Genomic DNA, 16,635 nt, shown 5'->3' on the forward strand with positions numbered 1-16,635 from the left:
GGCGTGGCCTGAATTTTGCATATTTTACGCCCTATTAGTGAACGTATTTAGATACATGCAAGGGAAACGCCATGTCGATCATCAGGCAATTGGTATTGGTTTTCGCGGTGTTGGCCATAGGCTTTGGGGCGTATTGGGCGTCTCAAACGAAAGAAAGGGCCGGAGACGCGCCTGAAATCATGGAAAAAGTGCGCCTTGCCGTCCCAAAAGGCATTATCACCGCTCCGGTCCTGTTGGCCCAGAGCAGGGGATTGTTTGCTGAAGCAGGCCTGGACGTGGCTTACGAGGACGCATACTCCAGCGGAAAGACGGCTTTTGAGGCCATGCTGCGAGGCGAGGCGGACGTGAGTATAGTGGCCACCACCCCGGTGGTGGCCAACAGTTTTAGCAGGGACGATTTTTTCATATTTTGCACCTTCACGACCAGCTATGAGGGGGTAAAAGTAATTGCTCGTCAAGATCTTGGCGTAAAGACCGCTTCCGACCTGAAAGGCAAGACTGTCGGTTTCGTTCCCGGCACTATTTCACAACTTTTTTTGGATTCCTTGCTGGCTTACAACCGCATTTTGCCGCAAGAGGTCAACGCTCAGCCCATTAAGCCGCAAAATGCCTCTGCCCTGTTAAATTCAGGAGAAATGCAGGCTGTTTCCATATGGGAGCCCCATGCATACACGGCTTTAAAGGACAATCAGGGCAGCGCTGTGAAAGTCCCCTCATCAAGCGTTTATCGGATTTCCATTTGCACGGCCTCTACAAAGGATTTTGCCGCCAAGAGTCCTAACGTCCTGAAAAAAATAATACTCGCATTAAAAAGAACCACAGCTTTCATGAATGATCAGCCGGCGCAGGCGCAAAAGGAATTAGGCAAACTGATTAACATGGATCAGGAGCCTCTCACCTTGTTTTGGAAAGAAACGAGCTTCAGGCTTTCGCTGGATCAGGTGCTGCTTATGACCATGGAAAACGAGGCGGCCTGGATGATTGCGAATCGCTATAAGGACGACAGGCTTATTCCGGATTTCACCCGATTCGTATATTGCGCCCCCTTAGAAGAAATAGATCCCCAAGCGGTGACCATCGTCAGGCAACAAGGATGACTCCCTCAAAAAAAATGCCAACCATCTCCAGTTTCGGATTTGCTCTAAGGAGCCGGGAATGAAAATATCCACCAGATTGCGATATAATGCAGCGGCTTCCGTTGTCCTTGTATGCCTGTTGTTCGTTCTTCTTTTAAGTTTTTCCCAATCCATGAAAAAGCAAATCGCCACATACAATTACGCCAATGAATTGCTTCATAAAACCAGTACATTAAACGCTCTCACCCACGAGTACCTTATGAAGCATGACCAAAGGTCCGAAAAGCAGTGGCGTTACCAGTTTAACGACATCATGGACTCCCTAAACCGCCATGAAGACTCAGACCCCATGACCCGGGTGCGCAACAACCTGGATATGCTTAAAAACCATTACAACAAGCTAAACATAGAAATTCAGGCCCTCAAAGCCATGGATCCGAAAGCCATTAGCGAGGAGGAAAGCAAACGCTTTAAATTCTCCAAAAGGCTGTTGTCAGATCAGATGCAAATTTGCTCTCAGCGAATTTTGACGCATGTTTTCCGCATAACCACGGAGGCCTCGCAAAAACTCAACGAACTGCGCACCCGCAGCATATACGTCCTGCTGCTTTTCGGCGGATTCATGGTGTTCATCACTGTGTTAAATGCTTTTACAACGCTCAACCGCATCGCCCGCCCCCTTGCGGACCTTGTCAAACAAGTCAATGTCCTGGAAAAAACGGACTTCAGCAAAGGCATCCTCCAGGAAACAATGTGGGATACTCCCAACAAGAACGACGAAGTGGGCAGGTTATGGGCGGCCTTTGGGGATATGAAAATCCGCCTGGCCAAGGCCTTCAGAAAAATCAACCGGGAGTTGAAAGACCGCCAGGCGGCTGAGCAGGAAGTTCGCGAAAGAAACGCACAGCTAAAAGAATTGCAGGACATGCTGGAAAGCATCATCAACTCCATGCCATCCATGCTTGTGGGCATTGACTCGGATGGGAGGATTACCCATTGGAACTCGGAGGCTGAGCGGCAGATTAATCTCAACATGGCCCAGGCCAAAGGCCAATATTTACAGGATCTTCTTCCGGCCCTTCGCCCCTGGTTGAAAAAGGCCAAAGGGACGATCAAGGAGGGCAAGCCCTTTAAGTCGGAAAAACAGCCTCTTGAAATCCACGGCAAGGAGATCCATGCAGACATCACCCTTTTTCCCCTTGTATCCGGGCGGCGGAGCGGCGCCGTCATCCGGGTGGACGACGTGTCGGAACGGGTGGCCATGGACGAAATCATCATCCAGTCGGAAAAAATGCTGTCAGTCGGAGGGCTTGCCGCAGGCGTGGCGCATGAAATCAACAACCCCCTGGCCGGCATTCTCCAAAACATGCAGGTGGTTATAAATCGATTGTCCACGGAGTTGCCCAAAAACAAAGCTGTCGCCGAAAAATGCAACACAAGCATGGAAGCCGTCAACGCCTACCTGGAAGCCAGGGAAATCATGCGTTTGTTATCCTTGATACGAGACTCGGGCGAACGCGCTTCCGCCATTGTGGATAACATGCTTTCGTTCAGCCGCATGAATCGATCCCAGCCTGAGCGGCGAAGCCTCGCAGAACTGACGGATAAAACCCTGGAGCTCGCTGCCAGCGACTATGACCTGAAAAAGAAATACGATTTCCGCAGCATAAAAATCATGCGCGACTATGAGGACTCCCTGCCGGAGGTCATGTGCGAGGCCGGCAAAATTCAGCAAGTCATGCTAAACTTGTTTAAAAACGCGGCCCAGGCCATGATCAACGGAAGCTCGAAGAGCATAAATCCTGAAATTCGCTTGGGATTGCACCGGAACGGCGACATGGTGGATATTGAAGTGGAGGACAACGGCCCGGGAGTGCCGGAGGAAATTCGCTCGAAAATTTTTGAGCCCTTTTTCACCACAAAGGAAGTGGGGGAAGGAACCGGCCTTGGCTTGTTCGTGGCTTATTTTATTGTGGTCAACAACCATCATGGCAGCATGAGGGTGGAGTCCTCGCCGGGAAAAGGCGCCAAATTTATCGTCCAGCTGCCCATTGAACAGTCCGGCAAATAGTCTTTTTCGCCGCTTCGCCAAAGCCCGCCCTGTTTGTTCATGCAGCGGACCCGACTAATTTTCCAACATTTTTAAGGCGTTCAAGGCGCTTCGTTTGATATCCATATTGGAGTCATTCAGTAGTCGGCGGATTTCCTGCTCAAAGGCGCCAAGGGTTTTGAGGTCGCAGTCCATGAGCCGTTCCAAGGCGAGCCTGCGCACCCTGTGGTCCTCGTCCGAAAGGCAGGGTTTTATAAGCAGATGGGACTCTTGATCCCTGTGGGAGAAAGTCAGCAAGGCCAGGGCGGCCAGGCGCAATTCCGGAGCTTGGTCCGCAAGGTATTTTTTGTAAATGTGGGAAAGCTGGAGCTCCGGCCTTTCCAGCCTCCACAAGTTGAACAAAATGGCCCGTTTTTCCTCCAAAGGAGCCTCTTCCAAACGCTCCAGAAGCAAAGGCAAAGCCCTGGCGTCCCCGCAATTGCAGAGTGAGTTGACCGCGGCCAGCCGCACGCCCAGGTCGTCGTCGTACAAGCGCCGGGTCAGCAAAACAAAGGTCGGGGTTTTGCATTGCCAGCCCATGGCGGTTGTGGCGTACCGTCTCAGGTTTGGATCCGGGCAGACAAGATCTTTTTCCAGCAAATCAATAACCGATTGCGCGTCCTTTACAAAAGGCAGGACGGCGCATAATTGAACCGCGGCGTAATGCCTGGTCCTGGGAGGCTGGTCTTCGTCTTTAAGAATATCGTACAAGGGCTCGACCGCCTGGTCTTTGGCGTAACCGGCCAGGAGAATCATGATCTTATGGCGGAGGGGGCCGTCGGCGACGGGCAGGGCTTTGATGAGCTCCCGGACCGCCCGCTGCATATTTTCAGCGAACAGGTCCGGGGAGTCCACATAATTGCGAGCCCTTTCCAGCAGCCTCTGGCGAGGCTGCAACAGGATCACCTTGGCCATTCAGTCGCCTCCTGTTACTCTGGTTTCAACACCCCTTGTCGACTCCCAGCTTGGTCAGGATGTCTTCCATCAGGCACCATTTGGTAAAGGCGCTTTGCAGGAGGTTCGCTCCCACAAAACCGGTCAAAAGCAGCCAATAGGGGCTGTGAATCAAAGTTAAAAATATGGAAAGCAGGATCATTGTTCCCGCAATAAGTCGAATCATGTGTTCCATCGTCATAACGCACCTCCCATCAGACAGGCCCAAAGCCTGACGGCAATGGCAATGGGCCTTCTCTTCAAATAATATTATCGTGTCAGACGTCTCCGCCGGACTATTGTCGCCTTGCCTTTTATAACAATAACGCCTTTCCGGCCGAGATCAAATTTTCCGTTGGCGGCGTTAACGCGTCAGGGCTGCGCCGGGGCTGGTTTGCCCAGCTTGTAGGCGTTCAGCCTGGCGGTGACTCTCTGCATCAAAGCAGAGTCCGCCTTTTTCCGGCCCAGAATCACCAGGACCTTCTCCTGATGCTCCACCGCCTCTTCAAACTCGCCCATGCCCGCCAAAATCCAGGCCAGGGTATCCAAAACAAAAACATTGTCCGGCTGCAAATTGACGGCCTTTCGGGCCAGCGTCATGGCCCGGCTTTTTTGGCCTTGATCCTGGGATAAAAACAAAATGCGCGCCGCATGAGCCATTATATCGCTATTGTTCGGGTCCAGGTCCAGGGCTTTTTGCCAGTCCGCCAGGGCCAGGTCTTCCCTGCCTGTCTCCCCGTAAGTCTTGCCGCGCCAACGAAGGGCCTCAACGTTGGCCGAATTCTTTTCCAGGGCTGCATCAAATGTGGAGATGGCTGCGTGGTACTTTTTCATTTCCAGATATGTGCGCCCTTTTTCCGCAAACCAGGCGTCGTCCATGGAATGAATATTGGTGTACGTCCAATAGCTCGCCAGGCCGGAAAGAATGCAGGCCGTAATGAGAAAGCCGGATACTCCCCTGCTCCCGCCCAGTTGGGAGGCTTGCTTTTTCAGGTCCGACATCAAGCAGCCCAAAAGCCTGTTGTCCGAGGGAACCGCCCCGATCTGAGCCATATCCTGCCCCTCATACACCGACACCCTCAGCCGGGCCGGTACGTCCTCCAGGACGAATTCCGTCAGATGCTCCGAGCCCTCTCCTTCCGGGGCCTTATTTTCTTCAAATTGGATTTCCCAACCAAGCAGGCTTTGCCTTAGAGCGGTGAAAAGCGCCTTTTTATCCGCTGCGAACATGTAGTACCAATCCCCGCGCCTAAAAATCACGCCCGCGCAGACGGCGAAAAACACGGCGGCGATGACAAAATACACGCGCTCCGGAATGTAGCCGGGAATGACCGTAATCTTGTACATGGAGACGCCCACCATAACCATGACCGGAATGGCGATAAAGGAAAAATGCCTGCGGCTGGATAAAACGATGGGCTTGGCTGTGATGGCGATCCTGAAGCATTGAATCAAAAAAAACAGGCAGGAAGCAGCGGGAAACGCTGTCAAAATGATATCCAAAGACAAAAAATTCATTGCCGGGCCTCCAGTACGTTCAAAACCTCCTGGGCATCAGGCGGCCTTTCCTCCCAGGCGTGCATCACATGGCCCTGGAAGACCAACAGAAACCTGGGCGATGACCCGGCGCCCACCAAGCGCCAGAAATGGTCTTCGGGAATTCGAAGGATTGGATACTCGGGAAAATACTTTTCCTGAAATGAGGCGACCGCCTCTTGCGAGTCGTAAGTGAAAGCCAAGATCGGCGGCATTCCTGGGGAATCCCCTAAAATATTCACGTCCATGACGGATTCCTGGCAGTGCAGGCAATCCGTGCTCATCAGTTCAACAAGGTACGGAGAGGCTGACCAATCCACGGTTTCTCCGCTTAGAACAGTCAAGGGTTCGATGGGCGGGCCTTCCCCCCCCGGGAGGATCACCGAGTCAAAGCTAAAACCGAAAGCAAAGGGCAGCCATAGGGATAGCGGCAACGCCGCGATCACTATCGTCAACTTGGCGAGGCTTTTTTTGTAATCTCCATGAAACCAGGCCAAAACAAGCAGCAAAAGCAGCGCCAAATCCTCGATAAACGCCTGCCCCGGGGATCGGGAAGCCCATTGGCCGAAGCATCCGCAATCCTGTGTAACCCCGGTCCCCCAGGCCCAACCGAGAGCAACCAAAAAAACCGCCAGCATGGCCGTTGCGCCAACCAGCGCCAATCGAACCCGGTAACGGATGATTAAGGCTGCGCCCACCGCAAACTCCGCGGCCGTAAGCGCCCATACTAAAAACAAAAGCATGGTCCTGTCGCTGACGATGGCGTAACCGCCCGCCTGGCGGACGGCTTCGTTCATATCCACAACCTTGGCGGCGCCCCCGGCAACAAAAATCAGGCCCAAAACCAACGCCGAGCCTTTTGATATATAGGGTGGAATGCTTGGGAAAGATTTTTTCGGCCTGTGGGTCATACTGGATTTATCCTCCTGTTCCCTGAACCTGCATCGCAGCCACCTTGATACGTGAAATCCCATTGAGGGTCAACGGCCATTTGCCTGGAATGCTCCGGAGAAGGGTGCAAAAACAGTCCGCCTTGCTTAAATATGTGGAAAATCCATCGTTCATACGGCCCTCCGTCCCAAAAACATTGGATCCCGCCATACCAGAACCGTACAAGGATGCCGCACGGGCAATTCAAATCCAATAAATGCCTTTTCCGGCTCTTGCGGCGCCTCCATATCCACACAGTTGCGCCTTCCCTTTCATGACGCATAAGTGGTTCTTTTTTAATTTTGATATGTTCAGAATATAAAATTGAACCCTGGCGCCCATGAACGGGCTTGACCACGGGTGAGGACTTGGTTACAAGAAATGTAGAAACTTTCTGCATACAATTTGAATGAGTAACATCTGCTGTCGCGGCTTTACCCCGGCTTGTCTCAAACGGCTTTTGCAAGGGTTATACCCACATGTGCGCCAAGAGCGTCAAATCCATTTGGGACAAGCCCAGATCAGCCGGGGTTTCGCCGCAACGCGGAAAACGCCTGCTGTTTTGATATGGGAGCGTCTTCTGCTCCCCGCAAACGCTGGCAGGCTGTAGCAGCAGACAGATCAGGGGTATGTGATGGGGGATCACGCAATCCCGGCTTCGACCGGAAAAGGCCATTCTGCAAAACTTGAGGACATCTTCTCCAAAGAAGTCTCCCGGAGGGACCTCCTGAAATGGGGCGCTGTGGCCGCCGCCGGCGCCATCCCCATAGGGGCGGGCTGTGGGAGTTCCGGCGCCGGGCCGCCCGTGCCCAAGCATATCATCCTGATTTCCATGGACACCCTGCGCAGGGATCATTTGCCTGTATACGGGTACAGCCGCAACACCGCGCCCGGCGTTTCCAAGCTGGCGGAATCTTCCGTAATTTTTGACAATGCCTTGGCCGCAGCCTCTAACACGGCGCCCTCCCATGCATCCATGCTTACAGGCGTGCATCCCCTGACTCACGGGGTGAAAAGCAACTGGGCCATGCTTAGCCCGGATGCTGTCACTCTGGCTGAAATACTCCGTGGACAGGGTTTCGCCGCGGGCGCCTTTGTCAGCTGCATCGCCCTCCATTCCAATATCACGGGGCTGGACAGGGGTTTTGACGTTTACCGGCAGGTGGGGCCCGCTCCCGGCCATTGCCGGGCTCGGGAAACCTTTTTGGATGCTTCGGCATGGCTGAACGCCCTGAAAAATGAGCGCCGAGTCTTCCTTTTCTTCCATGTTTTTGACCCGCATTTTCCCTATTCCGCGCCTGGAGGGGAAATCCGGCCGGAGTGGGAGGGATCGAGCCGTAAAAGAGACCTTCCCCTGGACTATCCCGCCATGCGGGCGCGCATGAAGCGCGGTTTTTCTCAGGACGAAATTCAGACCTATACGGATTGGTACGATGAAGAAATTCTATACGCGGACCTTTACATAGAAAGGCTTCTACAAACGCTCCGGGACAAAGGAATGTTCGACGACAGCCTGGTGATCTTTCTTTCGGACCACGGGGAGACCCTGGGGGAGCGCCCCTGGATGTTCGACCATGGCAGCAAGGTGTATGAGGAGCAAATCCGAATTCCCCTGGTCATAAAATTTCCCGGCGCCTGGAAAAAAGGAACCCGCATCGCCGCCCCCGTGCACCACGTGGACGTCACGCCCACAGTCTTGGACGCCCTGGGCCTGCAACCGCCGGAAAGCATGGAAGGCGTCCCTCTGGCCCCTATGGTCCAAAAGCCGGAAGCCGCGGCCGAACGCTTTATGTTCTGCATGGCCCAAAGCGACCCGGAGCGCACTTCCGAGCTAAAGCAGGCCATTGCGCCTGGAGAGCCCGTGTTCTGCATCAGGAGGCCGCCCCACAAACTGGTCATGTATCCGGGTGAAAAGGCCCGGCCCGTGGTCTGTTTGCACGACCTGAGTTCCGACCCTAAAGAAATGAACAATACAGCCCAAGTGCACCCCGTTATAACCGGGGATTTAAAAAGGAGGCTGGATGCCTGGATCAGCGCCTCCCTGTCCAAAGGGCGAAAGTATAAAACCGTCCCATTATCCCCTGAAATGGACAGGGCTTTACGCTCATTGGGCTATATCAGTTAAGGAGAGAATACCTGTTTTGAAGAAGCAAAACCCCTGCATAATTTCCCAAGTCATCCTGTTTGCCGGCCTATGCTGCCTGGCGGCGCCCGGACAGGCCTGGGCCTACATAGGCCCGGGCGCCGGAATCGCCCTGGCCGGATCATACCTGCCTGCGATCATTGGTTTTGGCGCCGCTTTGCTGTTAGCGCTCATCTGGCCGATTCGCATCTTTTTGAAGGACAGGGCCACCCGAAAGGTTTTGAAAAACAGGCCCATCCAAAAATGCGTCATCCTGGGCATTGACGGATTCGACCCCGAGCTGGCCCAGGATTTTATGGACCAAGGACTGCTGCCCAACTTCCAACGCCTTGCCACATCAGGATGCTTCAAAAAGCTCAAAACGACAGCCCCTGCAATCACCCCGGTCGCCTGGTCCACCTTTCAGACCGGGACGAACCCGGGCAAACACGGCATCTTTGATTTTCTGGCCAGGGGCAGGGCTTCTTACGCTCCGGTTTTAAGCTCCGTCAAGGCCGGCGGGGCCGGCGGGGCCGCACCCCATATTCGCATTGGCAAGTTCAAAATTCCCAGGGGCGTGGCGCCCCAGCGTCTGTTGCGGAAAAGCAAGCCATTCTGGGAAATCCTGGGGGACGAGAAAATATACAGCCAGATCCTGCGCGTCCCGGTGAGCTTCCCTGCAGGGGAATTTAACGGGGCCATTCTCGCCGGAGCCTATACCCCGGACATCCGGGGGACGCAAGGCGTCTTTTCCTACTATTACACGGGCGAAAACCGGTTTGAAGACTCAGAGGGAGACCTCCACAAGGTGGAGTTTGTCGACGGGGCGATCCACGGAGTTCTGACAGGACCGGCAGACCCTTTTGAAGATGACGGCGAGGATCTTAAAACTTCATTTTCGGTGGAAGTCCTTTCCGGCGGCCAGGCCATTCTGAAAATCGGCAAGACGCGCCTGTCCTTGGAGCAAGGCCTTTTCTCCCCCTGGACCAGAGTGCGATTCAAAGCGGCTCCGGGGGTGCATATTCACGGGATTTGCCGGTTTTTGCTTGTAAGCGATCAGCCGGAATTCGCCTTGTACGTCTCGCCCGTTCATATTGATCCGGCGAGGCCTGCGGCGCCCATCTCGCAGCCTGCAGCCTACGCTTCCTTTTTAGCTCGCAAAATAGGCCTTTACGCCACCCTGGGCATGCCCGAGGACACGCAAGCGCTGGAATCGGGAATTTTGGATGAAACGGCCTTTTTGGATCAATGCCTGTCCGTGGAGGAAGAGCGGAAAAAAATGTTCCTGCACGCTTTAAAAAGCGCCAAACAGGGCCTGATTGCATGCGTTTTTGACGGTCCGGACCGCATTCAGCATTGTTTCTGGGACCAATTGCAGTCCGCCGGCCAGGATCAGGACAATCCCATCAAGGACGTATACGTACGCATGGACAAACTGGTGGGCGAGGCGCTGGAGGAATGCAGGGATCGGCGGTCGATTTTTATGGTGGTGTCGGACCATGGGTTCGCTCCGTTCAATCACGCCGTGGATTTAAACTGCTGGCTTGAGCAAAAGGGATATCTGAAACGGCTGGAAAACCCCAAATCAAACAAAAACCTTTCAGCCATCGACTGGGGCCAGACCAAGGCCTACGCCTTTGGACTGGCGGGCATTTACCTTAATATCAAAGGCCGGGAGCCTTTAGGTGCGGTCAACCGGGGCTTGGAAGCCCGCAAATTAGCGGAGAAAATTGCAGGGGAGCTGAAAAGCCTCATCCACCCCGAAAAGGAAGCCGCGCCGATTACCAATGTGTATCATGCCAAAGAAATCTTTAAAGGCCCGTACGCCCATGAAAGTCCGGACCTTGTAGTGGGATTCGCCCGGGGCTATCGCGTTTCCTGGGAGACGGCCTCCGGCGCGGTGGGAGACAAGGTTTTTCGGAAGAACAACCGGGCATGGAGCGGCGACCACTGCATGGATCCCTCGCATGTTCCCGGAGTGTTATTCTGCAACAAGCACTTTAGCAAGGAGGATCCGCATATCTCCGACATTGCGCCAACTGTGCTTAAAATGTTTGGCGTGAACGTCCCTGGTTTCATGGACGGAGCAGCCCTGAAAATTGGAAAACCAAGCGAGGATTCGGTTGCATGGCGGATTTCCACACCAGCATAGGGCGAAGAGCCTTTATTAAAGGCGCCGCTTCGACGCTGGCGGGCTTGACGGCCGCAACCCGCGCCGCTCCCGTCCTGGCCCGAAAAACCCGGCAAGAAGCCCCGAAAGTCGTCGTCCTGGGAATCGACGGCATGGACCCGTTTTTCACCCACGAGCTGCTCAGCCGGGGGCTGCTTCCCCATTTCGCCCGGCTTGCCAATCAAGGCGGTTTTTACAAACTGGCCACGGTCAATCCGCCCCAAAGCCCGGTTGTTTGGGCCAGCTTTATCAACGGCGCCGGCCCGGGCGCCCATGGGCTGTTCGATTTTATCCACAGAAATCCGTCCGGCCAATGCCGCCCCTTTTATTCCGCGGCGCAAACAATAGACGGAAAAACCCTTTGCGGCCGCCAGGGGATTCCTTTTTGGGAGGCCCTTGATCAGGCCGGGGTTCCATCAGTCTTTTACGACCTGCCGGCGGACTATCCCCCCTCCCCTTCGAAAAAGGGAAACCGGCGCTGCCTGGCGGGAATGGGAGTCCCCGACCTCATGGGCACGCATGGAACGTACCAGTACTTCTCCCATGACGGTCCCGGCTACATCCTCCGGGAAGGAGGCGGGCTCCGCACCCGGATTGTGTTTCTCGACGGGCAAGCCAAGGCCCGGCTGGAGGGGCCTGCCAATCCTCACGATGAGCAGAAGCCCGTTTATGTGGAGTTTCGGGTCAAAGCCGATCCAAGCAGGAAAAGCGCGGAAATTCGTATCCAGGGGCAAAACATCTCCCTGCGGGAAAAGGAATGGAGCCCCTGGATCAGGGTGGAGTTCATTCTAAAAACGCCTTTTTACATGGCGGATAAAAAGGCGAACGGCATTTGCCGGTTTTATCTGCAGGAGGCGGCGCCGGGATTCAGGCTGTATGTCAGCCCCATCAATGCAGATCCCAGCGATCCCATCCTGCCCCTTTCCGAGCCCAAGGGCTTTGTCCGGGATATCGCCAAGGAGAACGGTCTGTTTTACACCTCCGGCTTTCAGGAGGATCACAAGGCCTTTTCCAACGGAATTTTTTCAGCCCGGGAATACGAAGATCAGGCATGGCTGGTGTTAAAGGAACGGGAGCGCCTATTGGACTACGCCCTGGACCATTACCGGGACGGCCTGTTGTTTTTTTATTTTTCCACCCTGGACCTCATGTCCCACATGTTCTGGACGGACCATGATTTCCGGAAAGGCCGCAAATCCGGTCAAAATCATGAACGGATGATTCGGGCCTACCGGGAAATGGATCGCATGTTGGGCAAGGTTCTGGACCGATTGGGCGCCCGCGCCGCCGTCATGGTCATGAGCGATCACGGATTCGCCGGGTTCCGGCGCCAGTTTCACGTGAATGCGTGGCTGCGGGATAACGGATTTTTAGGTTCGGGAGAGGCGGAGTCCATTATGGAAGGCATGGACTGGAAGGATGTCCGGGCCTACGGCCTTGGCATCAACGGACTTTACGTCAACCTGAAAGGCAGGGAGCGTGAAGGCGTGGTGGAGCCAGGCCGGGCCTACAAACGTCTTGTAGAAGAACTGGCCGCAAAACTGGAGGCAATCAGGGACGCAAACGGCGTGCAGGTCATTAAAAAGGCCCACCGTGCGGACCGGATTTACAAAGGCCCGGCCTCAGCCCTGGCCCCGGATCTCGTCCTAGGCTACAGCCGGGGTTACAGGACGTCCTGGGAATCCTGCCTGGGGGGCTTGGCGCCGCAGGTTCTCTCGGACAACCCGTCCGCCTGGGCGGCCGATCATTGCTGCGACGCTTCCGAAGTTCCGGGCGTTTTGTTCACCAACAGGCCTTTAAGCCGAGTCGAGCCGTCCGTCATGGACATTGCCCCCACCGTTCTTTCCCTTTACGGGCTTGACGCCCTTTCCGGCATGGAAGGGCGAAGCCTGAAATTCACTTAACAGGAGGCGCAAACATGCCTAAAATAACCATTGATCCTTTAGTTTATTCCGAGGCCAAATGGGCGGCGGAAAGCCTTGGATATTCGAGCCTCGAGGAATTCGTGCACCACGTTATTGAAAAAGAGTTGTCCAAGCTGGCCTCGCCGGAGGAAGACGCAGCAATAGACCGGCGTCTAAAGGGGTTGGGATACATCAAGTAAGATTGGCGGGATAGATTGAAGCATCCGGGGTGACATTGTGAAGAACGAACCAATAATCATTGTTTCCGGCCTGCCCAGATCAGGCACCTCCCTTGTCATGCAAATGCTGGAGCAAGGCGGCGTGGAAGCCGTTACGGACAACGTTCGCAAGCCGGACAGGGATAACCCCCGGGGATATTACGAATTGCAGAAAACCCTGAGCCTGGAGGACGACAACTCCTGGCTGCACGAGATGCGCGGCAAGGCGGTCAAAGTGGTTTCGCCCCTGTTGTACGACCTTTTATTCACTGAAAAGTTCAAGGTGCTTTTCATGCAAAGGGATATTCGGGAAATCCTGGCCTCGCAGGCGGCCATGCTTGGCGAAGGGCTGGAGGACGAATCCCCCGATGCTGAAATGGCGGCGGCTTTTCAAAAGCACCTGGCCGTGGTCCTGGATTGGCTGAACAGGCAATCCAATATGGAAGTCCTGACTATCAACTACATGGGGCTCATCGCCGCTCCCGAGGAAGGAGCGAGAATCATCAACGAATTTCTGGGCGGAGGCCTGGACGAGCCGGCCATGGCCCGGGCCGTCGATCCTACCCTGTACCGGCGGCGTTTATCCTGATTTTTTGATTAGATTTCTTCGGCCGGCAGGCAAATGGTGAACTTGGCGCCTTTACCCGGGGCGGATTCCACGTGCATGGTCCCGTTGTGGTTTTCCGTGACAATGAAATAGGAAACGGACAAGCCAAGCCCCGTCCCCACGCCAATTTCCTTGGTGGTGAAAAAGGGCTCGAACACCCTCTTGCGAACGCTTTCATCCATGCCGGGGCCGTTATCCGCAACTTCGATGCACGCCTTATCATCTTTGGAAAAAATCCTGATGGCGATTTCAGGAGGATTGTCATCATCCCACTGTCCGGCCATTGCCTGGGCGGCGTTTTGCAACAGGTTCAGAATCACTTGCTGCACTTTGGTTTTTTCGCACCGGATCTTGGGCATGCAGTCCTGGTAGTCTTTTTTGATTTTTATCTGCCGGAAGTCGTAGCGTTTTTTCAGGTCAAAATCGCTGGACGCCAATTCGATGGTCTGGTCCATCACCTGGCACAAATCCTGGGGCAGAAAGGCCGAATCCCCCTTGCGGCTGAAGTCAAGCATGTTGTTGACGATGGCCGCAGCCCGGCCTCCGGATTCCCTGATGGCCTGCATCACCCGTAAAAGATCCCGTTTTTCCAGATACCTGGCAATGGCGTCCATGGACGTCCCGGCTTCCTCGGCCACATTGTGATTTTTGGACAATCCCGTTCCCAGGCGCTTTTCCAAAACCTGCACATTTTGTATGATGCCGGCCAGGGGGTTGTTGATTTCGTGCGCCATGCCCGCGGCCAGCCCTCCCACGGACAACATTTTTTCCGATTGAATCATCATCTCTTCCAGACGAACGCGCTCGGTCACGTCGTCCACCCGGATGACGGCGCCTTTCATGGCGCTTTCCGAAAGGGGATAGACGGTAACATCCCAGAATCGAAGAATTCCTTGAAATTGAATAGGCGCCTTAAGCCGCTCGGAAACCTTTTCATTTTCAATGGCCTCATCCACCATTCTCAATATATCGGGGTTGTGGGGAAAGACTTCGGAAAGAAGCCTGCCCCGGACCTGAGCCGAGGTCTTGCCAAGCAGCTCCTCGGTTTTGGTGTTCCATCGGGTGATTCTTCCCTGTTCATCCAGCCCGACCAGCACGGAAGGCATGGAGTCGATAACGGCGCTCAGGAAGTCCCTGAGACGCTCCAGTTCCTCCTCTGTTTTCTTGGGGCCGGAGATGTCCCTAATGATGGTGGAGAAATTCTCCACCCGCCCCTCCGCGTCCTTATGGGACATAATGACCTGGGATACGGGAATTTCGGTTCCATCCTCCATTGCCAAAGCTGTTTCGCCGCTCCAGTGGCCGTGTTCAACGGCTGCGGGAGCGCCCTCCCGGGAAATGATATCAAACGCCTCAGGCGTCATGACGTCTTTGACCAAAGGGAGTTCATCCCCCTTGTCCAGACCGAGTATGCGCCTCCCGGCCGGATTTATATAGGTAATCTGCATATCAGGAGTGGAAAAGGAAACCATGTCCGAGGTGGATTCCAGAATTTTGATGAGCATGGACCGCTGAGCCTCGGCCTGCTTTCTTTCCGTAATATCAAACACCGTGGCGATGATAAACCCTGCTCCGCCTATCCTCACCGGCCTCAGGGTGATTTCAGCGTCAAAAACCGATCCGGCCGGCCGTTGATATCGCCATTCAAGAAAAAATTCCTCCCCTTCAAAGGCCCTGGCCAGCAGCTTTTCACCAAGAATAAGCGAGTCCTCTCCTCCCGGCTGCCTGGGGGTTGAATACGCCAGGGGATGCTTATTGATCAGGTATTCCTGCGGAACCCCAAAAACCTCTGCGGCTTTGGCGTTGCAATCCACCACACTGTCTTTGGCAAGTACAAAAATGGCGTTTCCCGAGTTTTCAAACAAAGCCCTATACTTCTGCTCGCTTTCTACAAGAGCCCGGGTTCTTTCCTCGACCATTTCCTCCAAACGGTCCTGATAACGGGCAATCTCCTCCATCCGCCGTTTTCGCTGACTGACGTCCCGAAAACTGCCTTCGACCCCGGCCACGGCGCCTTTGGCGTCCTTGTAATAGGCTGAGTTGGTGCTGACCCAGATGGGCGAGCCGTCTTTATGCTTTAGCTTTACTTCTGCATCCGTAACCTTACCCGTCACGTTGAGCTTTGCCAGGAACTTGTCCCTGTCCGCCGGATTAAAATAGAAAAGATTTTTAATATCCCTGTGGAGCACCTCTTCCATTTCATAGCCCAGCAGTTTAGGCGTCGAGGGACTGACCCAGGTAATGCGGCCTTTCAGGTCTGTTCTGTAAAAGCACTCCTGCATATTTTCAAAAACGTTGCGCAGGCGGGCTTCGCTTTCTTTCAGCGCGCTTTCCGTATAAGCGGCGTTGATGGCGTGGATGGCGGTTACCGCCAGGCTGCGCAAAAGAGTGTACTCCTCCGGGGAGATTACATGCCGGCTGAACACGGCCAGCACCCCGGAAACCCGTCCGTCGTCCGATAGCAGCCGATGGCCGTAAAAGGATTGCAGCCCAAGTTCTTTGGCCCATTCATGATTATGGACCCTGGGATCGGTGGTCACCTCGTTGGTGAGAAAGTCAGGCAGGGCGCCCGACCCGATCAGGCCGATTTTATAGGCGCCAAAGGGAACCCGGGCATGCCGGCCGTTCAGATTAGTATATCGGCCGGAGCTTGAAACAAGATGAAGGCATTGGGATCTGTCAGCGCAATAATGGGGGCCCTTGGGCGCCTGGGCGTGGAAGCACCCCTTTTCACACCTGTCCCCGGGCCCAACCAGCCAGATCCTGGCGAAATCCGCGTCAAAAATATTGACGATCTCCCGGGCGATCAGGCCCACCTTTTCTTCCAGGGAGGAAGGAAAAATCAGCTCTTCTTTAAGATTGGTAAGGCCTTCAAGGCGGGTTAAAAGCCTCTTTTGCCGGAGCGTTTCAATCTCCAATGATTTGACTTTATTGACTATTTGTTCGCTATTTTCCTGCAAAGCCTCTCCTGGCCGTTTTTATGCTCCTGGCCGTTTTTATGGGGGAGCATTCCGTCTAAAACGGGCGGACCAACTTTTTATTAAAACAAA

12 protein-coding genes are annotated in these 16,635 nt (G+C 54.5%); 7 read left to right on the plus strand and 5 right to left on the minus strand.

Translation table 11 applies throughout. The annotated features are described in order from the left end of the window. Positions 1-71 precede the first annotated feature (71 nt). Positions 72-1,097: an ABC transporter substrate-binding protein gene (locus tag G491_RS0105080; protein ID WP_028313813.1), complete on the plus strand. Its 1,026-nt coding sequence runs from the start codon at positions 72-74 to the stop codon at positions 1,095-1,097. Between the two features lie 58 nt (positions 1,098-1,155). Continuing rightward, on the plus strand, positions 1,156-3,147 hold the full coding sequence (locus G491_RS33380) for an ATP-binding protein (protein ID WP_051327044.1): 1,992 nt from the start codon (positions 1,156-1,158) through the stop codon (positions 3,145-3,147). Positions 3,148-3,201: 54 nt separating this feature from the next. On the opposite strand, the gene G491_RS0105090 is transcribed toward G491_RS33380, so the two are convergent. The 4 genes from G491_RS0105090 to G491_RS0105105 all read right to left on the minus strand — a co-directional run bounded on the left by G491_RS0105090 (position 3,202) and on the right by G491_RS0105105 (position 6,545). Then, a complete protein-coding gene (locus G491_RS0105090; RefSeq protein ID WP_028313814.1) occupies positions 3,202-4,080 on the minus strand; it encodes a HEAT repeat domain-containing protein in 879 nt (292 codons plus the stop codon). A gap of 25 nt (positions 4,081-4,105) precedes the next feature. Then, positions 4,106-4,300 (minus strand): YgaP family membrane protein, encoded by a 195-nt coding sequence (locus G491_RS0105095; protein ID WP_012609342.1) that lies wholly within the window; start codon positions 4,298-4,300, stop codon positions 4,106-4,108. Between the two features lie 170 nt (positions 4,301-4,470). After that, positions 4,471-5,616, minus strand: a complete 1,146-nt coding sequence (locus tag G491_RS0105100) for a tetratricopeptide repeat protein (protein WP_028313815.1) — start codon at positions 5,614-5,616, stop codon at positions 4,471-4,473. After that, positions 5,613-6,545 (minus strand): MauE/DoxX family redox-associated membrane protein, encoded by a 933-nt coding sequence (locus tag G491_RS0105105; RefSeq protein WP_028313816.1) that lies wholly within the window; start codon positions 6,543-6,545, stop codon positions 5,613-5,615. Before G491_RS0105105 ends, G491_RS0105100 begins: the two co-directional genes overlap by 4 nt. Before the next feature lie 653 nt (positions 6,546-7,198). Between G491_RS0105105 and G491_RS0105110 the strand changes: the two genes are divergently transcribed. The 5 genes from G491_RS0105110 to G491_RS0105130 are packed head-to-tail and all read left to right on the plus strand — an operon-like array spanning position 7,199 to position 13,567. Beyond that, complete coding sequence (locus tag G491_RS0105110) at positions 7,199-8,689, plus strand: sulfatase (protein WP_028313817.1); 1,491 nt, start codon at positions 7,199-7,201, stop codon at positions 8,687-8,689. Between the two features lie 16 nt (positions 8,690-8,705). Then, entirely contained in the window at positions 8,706-10,838 is a 2,133-nt protein-coding gene (locus G491_RS29490) for an alkaline phosphatase family protein (RefSeq protein WP_051327045.1), read from the plus strand. Then, positions 10,814-12,760: an alkaline phosphatase family protein gene (locus G491_RS0105120; RefSeq protein WP_028313818.1), complete on the plus strand. Its 1,947-nt coding sequence runs from the start codon at positions 10,814-10,816 to the stop codon at positions 12,758-12,760. Before G491_RS29490 ends, G491_RS0105120 begins: the two co-directional genes overlap by 25 nt. A gap of 14 nt (positions 12,761-12,774) precedes the next feature. Further along, the gene (locus G491_RS0105125) at positions 12,775-12,960 is read left to right on the plus strand and encodes a hypothetical protein (protein ID WP_012609336.1); all 186 of its coding nucleotides are present in this window, start codon (positions 12,775-12,777) and stop codon (positions 12,958-12,960) included. A gap of 37 nt (positions 12,961-12,997) precedes the next feature. Beyond that, positions 12,998-13,567, plus strand: a complete 570-nt coding sequence (locus tag G491_RS0105130) for a sulfotransferase domain-containing protein (RefSeq protein WP_211239134.1) — start codon at positions 12,998-13,000, stop codon at positions 13,565-13,567. 8 nt (positions 13,568-13,575) lie between these two features. On the opposite strand, the gene G491_RS33385 is transcribed toward G491_RS0105130, so the two are convergent. Beyond that, entirely contained in the window at positions 13,576-16,545 is a 2,970-nt protein-coding gene (locus tag G491_RS33385; RefSeq protein WP_051327046.1) for a PAS domain S-box protein, read from the minus strand. Positions 16,546-16,635 lie beyond the last annotated feature (90 nt).

Source organism: Desulfatibacillum aliphaticivorans DSM 15576, from assembly GCF_000429905.1.
Taxonomy (GTDB): Bacteria; Desulfobacterota; Desulfobacteria; order Desulfobacterales; family Desulfatibacillaceae; genus Desulfatibacillum; species Desulfatibacillum aliphaticivorans.

Excerpts from the sequence above, each read along its gene's own strand:
- G491_RS0105080 (WP_028313813.1), top strand. The coding sequence starts at position 72 with ATGTCGATCATCAGGCAATTGGTATTGGTTTTCGCGGTGTTGGCCATA.
- G491_RS33380 (WP_051327044.1), top strand. The coding sequence starts at position 1,156 with ATGAAAATATCCACCAGATTGCGATATAATGCAGCGGCTTCCGTTGTC.
- G491_RS0105090 (WP_028313814.1), bottom strand. The coding sequence starts at position 4,080 with ATGGCCAAGGTGATCCTGTTGCAGCCTCGCCAGAGGCTGCTGGAAAGG.
- G491_RS0105095 (WP_012609342.1), bottom strand. The coding sequence starts at position 4,300 with ATGACGATGGAACACATGATTCGACTTATTGCGGGAACAATGATCCTG.
- G491_RS0105100 (WP_028313815.1), bottom strand. The coding sequence starts at position 5,616 with ATGAATTTTTTGTCTTTGGATATCATTTTGACAGCGTTTCCCGCTGCT.
- G491_RS0105105 (WP_028313816.1), bottom strand. The coding sequence starts at position 6,545 with ATGACCCACAGGCCGAAAAAATCTTTCCCAAGCATTCCACCCTATATA.
- G491_RS0105110 (WP_028313817.1), top strand. The coding sequence starts at position 7,199 with ATGGGGGATCACGCAATCCCGGCTTCGACCGGAAAAGGCCATTCTGCA.
- G491_RS0105120 (WP_028313818.1), top strand. The coding sequence starts at position 10,814 with ATGGCGGATTTCCACACCAGCATAGGGCGAAGAGCCTTTATTAAAGGC.
- G491_RS0105125 (WP_012609336.1), top strand. The coding sequence starts at position 12,775 with ATGCCTAAAATAACCATTGATCCTTTAGTTTATTCCGAGGCCAAATGG.